Annotated in this window: 9 protein-coding genes and 2 pseudogenes; all 11 read right to left on the bottom strand. The window is 36.7% G+C overall.

Annotation, left to right across the window (positions count from 1 at the left end; translation table 11 throughout):
• Positions 1-501: 501 nt before the first annotated feature.
• The 11 genes and pseudogenes from HMPREF2893_RS02025 to HMPREF2893_RS01980 all read right to left on the bottom strand — a co-directional run bounded on the left by HMPREF2893_RS02025 (position 502) and on the right by HMPREF2893_RS01980 (position 9,247).
• Positions 502-1,380 (bottom strand): aminoglycoside phosphotransferase family protein, encoded by an 879-nt coding sequence (locus HMPREF2893_RS02025; RefSeq protein ID WP_070673942.1) that lies wholly within the window; start codon positions 1,378-1,380, stop codon positions 502-504.
• A 106-nt stretch (positions 1,381-1,486) separates the two neighbouring features.
• Positions 1,487-2,095 (bottom strand): Type 1 glutamine amidotransferase-like domain-containing protein, encoded by a 609-nt coding sequence (locus HMPREF2893_RS02020; RefSeq protein WP_070673992.1) that lies wholly within the window; start codon positions 2,093-2,095, stop codon positions 1,487-1,489.
• A gap of 176 nt (positions 2,096-2,271) precedes the next feature.
• Entirely contained in the window at positions 2,272-3,315 is a 1,044-nt protein-coding gene (locus HMPREF2893_RS02015) for a DMT family transporter (protein ID WP_070673941.1), read from the bottom strand.
• 305 nt (positions 3,316-3,620) lie between these two features.
• The gene (locus HMPREF2893_RS02010; RefSeq protein WP_070673940.1) at positions 3,621-3,941 is read right to left on the bottom strand and encodes a TfoX/Sxy family protein; all 321 of its coding nucleotides are present in this window, start codon (positions 3,939-3,941) and stop codon (positions 3,621-3,623) included.
• 21 nt (positions 3,942-3,962) lie between these two features.
• Positions 3,963-4,112, bottom strand: a pseudogene (locus HMPREF2893_RS10480) (glyoxalase); the annotation flags it as partial.
• A 98-nt stretch (positions 4,113-4,210) separates the two neighbouring features.
• Positions 4,211-4,702, bottom strand: coding sequence for a nucleotidyltransferase (locus HMPREF2893_RS02005; RefSeq protein WP_070673939.1), 492 nt, complete (start codon positions 4,700-4,702; stop codon positions 4,211-4,213).
• 88 nt (positions 4,703-4,790) lie between these two features.
• Complete coding sequence (locus HMPREF2893_RS02000) at positions 4,791-5,543, bottom strand: CPBP family intramembrane glutamic endopeptidase (protein WP_070673938.1); 753 nt, start codon at positions 5,541-5,543, stop codon at positions 4,791-4,793.
• A 268-nt stretch (positions 5,544-5,811) separates the two neighbouring features.
• Entirely contained in the window at positions 5,812-6,885 is a 1,074-nt protein-coding gene (locus HMPREF2893_RS01995) for a hypothetical protein (protein ID WP_070673937.1), read from the bottom strand.
• 395 nt (positions 6,886-7,280) lie between these two features.
• Positions 7,281-7,571, bottom strand: a pseudogene (locus HMPREF2893_RS01990) (alpha-amylase family glycosyl hydrolase); the annotation flags it as partial.
• 28 nt (positions 7,572-7,599) lie between these two features.
• Positions 7,600-7,920, bottom strand: a complete 321-nt coding sequence (locus HMPREF2893_RS01985; RefSeq protein WP_003003528.1) for a PTS sugar transporter subunit IIA — start codon at positions 7,918-7,920, stop codon at positions 7,600-7,602.
• 13 nt (positions 7,921-7,933) lie between these two features.
• A complete protein-coding gene (locus HMPREF2893_RS01980; protein WP_003003586.1) occupies positions 7,934-9,247 on the bottom strand; it encodes a PTS sugar transporter subunit IIC in 1,314 nt (437 codons plus the stop codon).
• Positions 9,248-9,256 lie beyond the last annotated feature (9 nt).

Genomic DNA, 9,256 nt, shown 5'->3' with positions numbered 1-9,256 from the left:
AATAGAAACTGATAATTTCTAGCTATCACTTCTACTCATTCCAAAAATTTTCTCACTCTGATACTTACCCACCATAAAGCAAAAAGCCTTGCAATCAAGGCTTTCATTATCCCTTTCGTTCAAAGGTTTCTAAGCTTTTACGAGCAGAGCGACACACTCAGCGGTTCGCTATCTCCGTTCTGTCTGCGTGCTAGCACTTGTCAATCACGGACAGCTATCGCATGGGCGGAAGTAAATGCTAATCTTCGTCGTTTTACTCCTTGACTAGCAAACTTACCGCCTCAACATGTGGTGCTAGTATACTCCTATATTAAAGAACGAAAGTAACTGAGTTGTTGTTTAAAATTAAAATGTAGAATGAAACTATTTTATAGTTACCATTTTTCAACTTTATAGCTGATAATTGTCACTTAAAAAATTTACTTGCTAACTTGTAAACTTGTTGAGTCTCTTTACTTTTAACGTCCCAACTACCAAATTCTTCTTTAATCAACTCTTTTATTATTCAGCTTTTTTCTCAATCAAATACCAACTAGGAATGATTTGCTTCATATCATCATACCATTCTAAAATTTCCTTAGCTTGATTTTGCATTACTGATATTTCTTCAACTCCGTAAGGAACAGACCATGGAAGAGCACCAACTATGTTATTTAGAATATAGATAGCGAGAAGCTTCCAAAATAAATCCGGAACCTTATGATCAAAATATCCATCTATCATACCAGACGCAAAAGAGGAAGAGACTTGAGCAGACCATACAATACGATTGAATTCCTCCCAAGGATCCCCAAGATCAAATCGATCAAAGTCAATGACATAAATTTTACGATCTACACCAATCATGAAATTTCCTATATGATAATCTCCATGTTGGAAAACCTGAGGTCTATCTTTTAACAATTCTCGATTTGCATTTAAAAAATCAATAAAGATCTGACCATTTTCATATTGAACGGGACATTCTTTGTATTTGGAGATTTTGTCATCAATTTTTCGATTATAAAAGACCTCCCAATCTTCACGAACTTCTGTAACAGGAAGTGAATGAATTTTTCGAAGTATACTTCCTGCTTCTACTCCATAAGTATATTGTTGTTCTTTCGAAACAGTTAAAATGGTTTCTCGAGCATCTTTCCCGTCTATCCATTCGTGTAAAGAATGTACTTCGTCATCGCAGAGTTCTATGCTAATTGGCTTACACATCGGAATTCCAAGAGAAGCCACTTTCTCCATCATATCAAATTCAAATTTTTTAGAATCTAACTTCTCCTTATCAGAAACACGCAAGAAATATTTTTGCTGATTTTGATCTGTCACACAATATTTTTTATCATCTGACCAGCCTTTATTTATGGTTATCTTACTACTAAAATTCATCACGCACTCTCCGATTCACTTTCCAACACTTCTTGCAGTTTTCACTAGTAACCCATCCAGTTTGTCTACACTTTAGTTACCTAGATCAAGATTTAGATAATGAAAACTAGTCAATTTTCTCTATGATATTTCCAAGTTTATCTAATACAAGACAGGAATGATCATTTAGTGGAATTATGGAAACATTAACGAGTTCTTCAGCTCTATCCTTATTAGTATTATCATTCCATGAATCATAATGGACACTAATTAAAAACTGACCAAAGAGTCCTAATCCATTTTTTATCTTTATCTGATGATCTAAATTATCATTAGGTGAGACATAGACTTTTTCTCCTAATAAAAGGGCTCCTGCTGAAAATCCTATAACTTTCGCCCCTTTATTCAGCATACGATCGATATAATTTTTGAACTGCTGATTGACGTAAGTAGCTAAATACTTTTCCGTATTTCCACCACCGATGATGATGACATCAGCATCTAGATAGCTACCAAAATTAATCTGCTCAATGTCCAAGAGTAAGTAATCAGTGTTTAGGTTAGAAAAAAGGCTTTGGAAAACTTCCGTGTACTTTTTCATATACGGTTGCCAATTTTCTCGATAAACTGTAAAAATGACAATTCTTTCGATCTTCCTTGATGACACAATTTTATTAACAATCGTATGGTTCTTTATCGGCGGATTTCCACCCATCAAAAAAATTTGTGCTTGCATTTTTTCTTTGTCCTTTCTCAAAAACGAGGCAAAGATGGTACTCCAACTTTTAATCTGTCCATACAAGTTTTACCGATAGCTCTCAGAAACTCTTCGCATCTACCGAATTTCAGAACAAAGGCAGCTCATTCTGATTTCATATCAGCCTCTCGTAATAGCCTATCTTCTATTTGCTTTTACCTATCTTTTTCCTCTGCTAGACACTCTAGCTCCTCGATAGAATGACGATGTCTGTGCTTCTCTTCTGTTAGATAATGCTTGTGGACATGCGAATGCCTTACCGTATGCGTGTGGGTACTTCCGCCATGGCTATGCGTGAATGTATGCTGGTGTTCATGGTCATGTTGGCGAATAAACGTATCGACTACCACTAAAGCAGAACCAATGACCATCACGATCAAGGCGATCACATACATCCAGGATAAGGATTCACTTAAAAATACAAAAGCAAGGAGAGCCCCGATCAAGGGATTGACAGCATAATAGGCACTAGTTTTAGCTGCTCCGAGAACATTCTGGGCTCTCACATACATGAAAATGCTGAGTCCGTAGGCTACAAAACCTAAAGCCAAGGCAATGGCGATAAAGCCAAATCCTGGAAAGGACTCTTTTTTTACAAGGGCAATGACCAGGGCTCCAAGACCAGAGCATAGGCCTTTTAGCATCACAATTTGATAAGTGCTCTTTGATGATAGTTCTCTAGTGCAGTTATTTTCAAGTCCCCAGCAAACGGTAGCCATGATCACCAGCAAAGAACCATAAGAGAAATGAAAGCTGTCTGTTCCTTCAAACGACAGCAAGATGCTTGACAGGGTGATTAGCCCAATGGCTAGCCATAATCTTTTGGTTACAGCTTCTTTAAAGAGAATCAGTGCAATGACCGTCGTCGCCACAATTTCAAAATTCCCGAGAAGCGAGGCATTAGCTGAGGAACCATAGCTGATTCCAAGCATCAGAAAAATCGGTGCAGCAATATCGAGAACAATCATTCCGACAATATAGGGAAGATCTGCTTTTGTCAGGCTCTCAGCTTTCTCTCTATCCTTCTTATTAAAAAGTGACATCATCCCAATACCAATCCCGGCACCGAGATACAGCAATGCTGCCATTGTAGTCGGGCCCACATGCTGCAAAAGAACCTTTGATATCGGTACATTTATGGCATAAAAAACAGCTGCCAGAAAGGCAAACATAATTGCTTTGAGCTTATTTTGCTCCATCAATTTTACTCCTCTATTTCATTATTTCTGGTCATGACATCTATATCACAGCCCAGATCCAAACCAAAGTATCACTCCATCCAAACAGGTATTTCTCTTAGAACTCAAAAGGTTTGGGGAGTTCAAAGCTCCAGTGGAGCTTTGAAGCCTCTCAGCTTGAAATGTCAAAGCGAGATGTTTAACTGCGTTTTATTAACAAACTTATACACTCGACATGCGCAGTCATCGAGAACATATTCACATACTTTTTAACGATAGCATAAGGTTATCGTTAAATGGTATTACCTAGATAAACTGAGATTTTATTATTCCTTTTTCTTTGATTTGGGTGCAGGTAATTCATCATACATTGAATTGAATAAGCCAGTTAAAAAATCTTTGTTGTCAACATCATCTACCAACAGCATTTCCTTTGCTCCATCATATGGTAACTCGTACTTTGCATTTGGCATATATGCTATTGCAGAGTTAACAGGCTTCACTAAAAATCTATCATCATAAATTCCACCCACAATTTTTCCGCGATAATAAACAATATATTCACCCATCATTGATCCATATGTTATTTCTTCCAAATCGGACAATTGTTCTAAAATGAAATTTAAATATTCTTTACTTGAAGCCATTTTTGCTATCTCCCTTAATTACTAAAATTTCAATAGTCCATTTTCATCAAATTGGAAATTGGGGCCCCAAGAAACTCCCCAATAATATCCATCTAAATCCGAAAAATATGCGTGATATCCACCCCAGAAAAGTTCCTGTGGCTCTTTTACAATTTTTCCACCTGCTTTTCTTTACTAATTCTATTACTAGCCAATATAGTACAAATTAAATAACCAATAAAAATAACATAGCAGCCAGTCTTACAACTTACTACTTTTCATATGATAATTTACAAATGTTTTTCCAGCCACTCGATCTTTTTAAAATCCTTATTGTTATTTTGTTCATTTCGATAGGAGTCTTGAGAAGAGGCTTTGTAAATACTTAGATACTGCTCCAGACTTGGAAGACGAAAAGTGATGCCTTCAATGTGAATAAGCTCTATATCCGATTCCGAAACTCCTGCAAAATCAAGTAAGGAATCGATACTTCCAAATTCAACAGTCACTCGATCCTTTTGGAATTCATGCTCATGAATATCTATTAAGACGTAGCCTAAGTCTTTCATCTCTTTCATTATCTTGTCCCAGTCATAAATTCTGATATGATCAGGCGCTTCCCAACCTCTAGGGTCACCAGGCACATGAATGTCAATGTCAGACGGCACCCAATTTTCTTTCGTTCTAAACTCCAATCCCAAAGAACCCATCAGTGTCGGTGTAATTCCGACTCGATTTAAATGGAAACAAATGGTTTTAAATTCTTCAAATAAGAGACTCATGTATACTCTAAACCTTTCATCTAAATGTTCGTTATTTCTACTTTATTCCCTTGAACAAAATCATCTTCATTTTCTAGAGTATATCCAGCTATTTTGGATACAAACTCTTTTCCTTACTAATTCTATTACTAGCCAATATCGTATAAATCAAATAACCAATAAAAATGATAATAAAAATAACATTAATTTTTAACACAAAATAGAGATTTAACAAATTTGCAAACGCATGAAATAATAGACAGTACCCCACAGATTTCGTTTGACGGTAAAGAAGTCCTAAAACAAAACTTAAAAATAATGTATATATAAAAAATAAAATAAAAGGAAATCCTTGATGACTTTCTCCAACTATAAACCATAAAGGCAGATGCCAAATTCCCCAGATTGAACCGACAATCAAATTAGATTGCCAATAAGTATATTTTTTATCAAGTAATGGTTGTAATATTCCTCTCCATCCTAATTCTTCATGTCCACCACCAAAAAAAATTAGTTGTATAAAGAATAATGGCATCAGATAAATTGATACTCCATTTAATTCCAAGGAAGATACAGAAAATAGTATCAAAATTGCTAACAAATGAATAATGAAGTAAATACTACTATTTTCTTTCTTACTAAATAAAAAATGTTTAAATTTTATATTATTCCTTTTCAAATAAAAGCCACTTGCAATAGCTGGACCAAGTGCACCTACTATATGTAATATTCTTCCTATAATCGTTTCTAATCCAAAAATATGAGATTGCGTAAAGATGGCAAGAATACCCCAAGCTATATAAGTAATTCCAAATGTACAATAAAGATAATTTTTTAAATTCTTTTTGTCAATTTCTGTCATTTTATTGCCCTTATCTTAATTCTTTTATGAATAATATTTTTACTGCTTCTTAGTTGCTGTCGAGTATAACTACCTATATTCTATCACAAAAACACAAATAAAGCCTTACAATCAAGGCTTTTCATTATTGATTCATACCAAGCTTTCTATCTAGGCTTTTACCAACAAGCTCACGCACTCAACGTGTCGTGATAGCAAACTTCTATATTATAGAACGAAAAGTGACTAGTCTGGCTTTGTTATTATATGATTGAACGATTTTATCACTTTAAGAAATGTAAAAACCTACCGACAAGTCTTCATCAGATTCATGTGGTTTCCAAGCTACATTAAAACCGTATCTATCGCTCCAATCTGGATGCCAGTCGTTATAATATGGGACACGACTGTATTTGCCAAGTGTCACTTCATCCTCCTCTGATGATTCCTGACAGGTTATCCCAAACTGGGTACCATCAAGTTCCCAGGAATTTCCCCAAACATATTCATCAGAAATGACATCAACCCAGCGGGAAGCGTCAATCTCAAAGTCGGTACATAACTTTAACGATTGGAAAGTACTATAGTGCATATTGTAAGGTTTGATATGTATAGCGCAGTCAACGTGATACTTTTCATAATTGGTATACAATAGGATAACCTTCATTGGAATGGGAACGCCATTCAGTTCCAACCACCAGTATCCAAGTTTATTGTGCAAAATATCAAAATATTCGTCTGCTACTACTGATTTAGAAAAATCATCTATTTGCAAACATCGACCTGACCTTAATAATTCAGCTGCAATCCCCTTTGCTTTCTCTTTATCAAAATCAGAATAACGCTTAATCACACGCTTTAACTTGTCAATTGGATATGAGATATCTTTTTGCGTAGCCTGATATACCTTCACAACATGAGCAACCTTCTCAACGTTGTTGATTCCAACAGGAACAACCACAAAATGGTCTTCCCTGATTGATTCATCCTCACAAATATAGGTGTACTCCTCGCCAAACTCTGAGAAAGTGACTAATGCAACTCTATAAACTACATCTGATGAGTTTGAATCAGTTTCTTGATCAGTTATCCCCTTCTCTTCACTATCTAAATCTATCCACTTATAGAAAGTATAACGATTTGGATTCTCATCCTCACCGAATACCATCAAGCTATGACAATTTGGACATTGCCAAGCATAGTACGAAGCATCAGTAATATCATAATAATCAATCTTATTATTTTCATCTGCGGTATCCGTTATCTCTTCCCATAACTCATCCGAGAATACCGAAAAAGCATTCGGGTCTGGAGCAGCATGGTCATTCATTGGATATCCGCATTGACAAGTCCACTTACCCATAATATAACTCCTACAGCTAGTAACCAATCTTACCGTTTATCGTTTTAGCATATTATACCACGAAACAACACAAAAAACTGCAACCTTTCGATTGCAGTTTCCTACAAGTCAACTTCTCTTCCTTCAAGGAAAGTTACAGGAATCTGCCCACTTCCTGAGATTGTGATGTTGTCGAGAAATTGGCACATGATATTCCTGTCAAAATAACTACTCAACTTGACCAAAATCCTATCCAGTTTACCATCTCTACAATCCTATATCAGTCGGTAAAAGGCATCACCACACTATGCAGTTCTCTGTTACCGTATCGTTTCGTCTGTTTCCCTCCTCATTCTATGAGACCTATACCCCATGATACCTTCTCGACCTTCGGTTTCACCTTGTCGCATGGGCGGATCATCTTTCTTTTCTAGGAAATCAAGGAAATAAGGCGACTTGGCTGAGATATGGTTAATCATGAAATCAAACATGAGATAGTAGTCTTGACTGAGTGCCTCAATATCGCTCCAATCTCCAAAACCCTCATCAACCTTGGTATAGTCCACGGGTGCAAACCCGCGGTCGCCTGACGATGGAAAGAAGGGAAGAATGTGGACACCACCGACCACATCTTTCAAAGGGCCTTCTAAGACCTGCTTCAAGTCTTTCAGATTTTTTCCAAGACTGTCTGAATAGGTAATTAACATTGCTTAATTTTTACTTTCATAACTTGCTCTATTTACCTTCCTCAAAGCGTTTATAGACTGCTATAAATTCCTCAGCAATCGTTCGAAAACCTTCTGCACTCAATAACTGATCCTCAGCGTGCATCAGAATTAGACCTGTTTGGTTTAATTCCCCATTCATTTCTTTTGTCAAAAGTGAGTGGTGAGCATTGTGTCCCTGTACAAATGCTTCTTCGCCTTGTTTAATTCTATCTTTAGCCTGCTCAAATTCACCCTGCTTAGCCAATTGAATAGCATCGATGTACATAGATTTTGCTGTTCCTACATAGGTGATAATTTGAAAACACACTTCGAGTACTTTTTCGTCCATTTTAATGCCTCTCTTACCAATCTTCGTCTTCTAAATCGCTTGTTTCTTGTATTTCAGCTTGTAAAGCTTGTTTATCCATCTGTTTAATAAACGGATAATAAACAAAGAAAGACATAACCAAAATAAGTGTTTGCAACAAGGCTGTTTTCCAACCACCGATGATAAATCCTGAAATAATTGGAGGACAAGTCCACGGAACTTGAACGGCACCATACATAGGTGTCAGTCCAAAATAAATCGCTGAATACTGGATGATACAAGATAAAATAGGCGTTAATATAAAGGGAATTGCTAAAACTGGATTCATTACAATCGGCAAACCAAAGAGCACCGGCTCATTGATATTAAAGATGGCTGGAACCATTTCAAGACGTCCAAGAATTTTTAGTTGTTTTGATTTTGCAAATGCAACCATGTAAACTACCAAACCAATCGTAATCCCGGCACCTGTAACATTGATAAATTGATCAAAAAATTGAATCGTCACAATATGACCACCATTGGCTAGATTTAATTCAAGGCCCTTATCTAAAATGGCTTGGTTTTCCAAAGCATTCGCCTGTAGCAAGCCACTCATGATGCCACCAACTACAGTTGAGCCGTGCACCCCAAACATCCATAAGAATGGTACAAGGAAACACATAAGCACCGCACCAAACAATGAGTCAGTCAAGCCTTGCATTGGTGTTTGAATAAGATTATAAATCACTTCAATCGTTGTGACCTTAAACAATTGTTCAACAAGTCCGACAAAGATCGTTGCCGCTGTGATGATAACAGTAGCAGGAATCAAGGCTGAAAATGCGTTGGCTACACCAGTTGGTACGCCATCTGGCATTTTGATTTTGATATTTTTCTTCAAAAACCAAGAATAGCTTGCTCCTACAATCAAACCAACGATAATGGCACCAATCATCCCTTTCCCGGAAGTCCAATCCTTCAGAATAATGTTACCAACTACATCCCCATTTTTAGAAATCAAACTGGAGGGCTGGATTAGCAAGAAAACTGCTAAGGCAATGACACCTGCCCCAAGCGGCTCCTGTTTTTCTAGCTTAGCATAGGTATACGCAATCCCAATGACTGTTACAATCGCACTGATATTAAAGGTCGCACCAATTGCTTGATTGAGAACAGGGGTAATACCACTAGTTTCTAACATCGTTGCTAGAGCTGGAACTGGAAAATTGGCCAAGATAAGAAAGATGGAGCCAACAATCAACAATGGCATAGAGAAAACAATACCATCTTTTATCGCTGTTACACCTTTGGTATTGACAAAGGCCATCATCCGATCAACAAACTTTTTAATTAGTTTATCCTTCATCATCTTCTC

The sequence above is a fragment of the Streptococcus sp. HMSC072C09 genome, assembly GCF_001813105.1.
GTDB lineage: Bacteria > Bacillota > Bacilli > Lactobacillales > Streptococcaceae > Streptococcus.
The sequence above is the reverse complement of the archived record's forward strand: the minus strand, read 5'-3'. Positions and strand labels throughout refer to the sequence as shown.

Excerpts from the sequence above, each read along its gene's own strand:
- HMPREF2893_RS02000 (WP_070673938.1), bottom strand. The coding sequence starts at position 5,543 with ATGACAGAAATTGACAAAAAGAATTTAAAAAATTATCTTTATTGTACA.
- HMPREF2893_RS02015 (WP_070673941.1), bottom strand. The coding sequence starts at position 3,315 with ATGGAGCAAAATAAGCTCAAAGCAATTATGTTTGCCTTTCTGGCAGCT.
- HMPREF2893_RS02020 (WP_070673992.1), bottom strand. The coding sequence starts at position 2,095 with ATGCAAGCACAAATTTTTTTGATGGGTGGAAATCCGCCGATAAAGAAC.
- HMPREF2893_RS01980 (WP_003003586.1), bottom strand. The coding sequence starts at position 9,247 with ATGAAGGATAAACTAATTAAAAAGTTTGTTGATCGGATGATGGCCTTT.
- HMPREF2893_RS02010 (WP_070673940.1), bottom strand. The coding sequence starts at position 3,941 with ATGGCTTCAAGTAAAGAATATTTAAATTTCATTTTAGAACAATTGTCC.
- HMPREF2893_RS01985 (WP_003003528.1), bottom strand. The coding sequence starts at position 7,920 with ATGGACGAAAAAGTACTCGAAGTGTGTTTTCAAATTATCACCTATGTA.
- HMPREF2893_RS01995 (WP_070673937.1), bottom strand. The coding sequence starts at position 6,885 with ATGGGTAAGTGGACTTGTCAATGCGGATATCCAATGAATGACCATGCT.
- HMPREF2893_RS02005 (WP_070673939.1), bottom strand. The coding sequence starts at position 4,702 with ATGAGTCTCTTATTTGAAGAATTTAAAACCATTTGTTTCCATTTAAAT.
- HMPREF2893_RS02025 (WP_070673942.1), bottom strand. The coding sequence starts at position 1,380 with ATGAATTTTAGTAGTAAGATAACCATAAATAAAGGCTGGTCAGATGAT.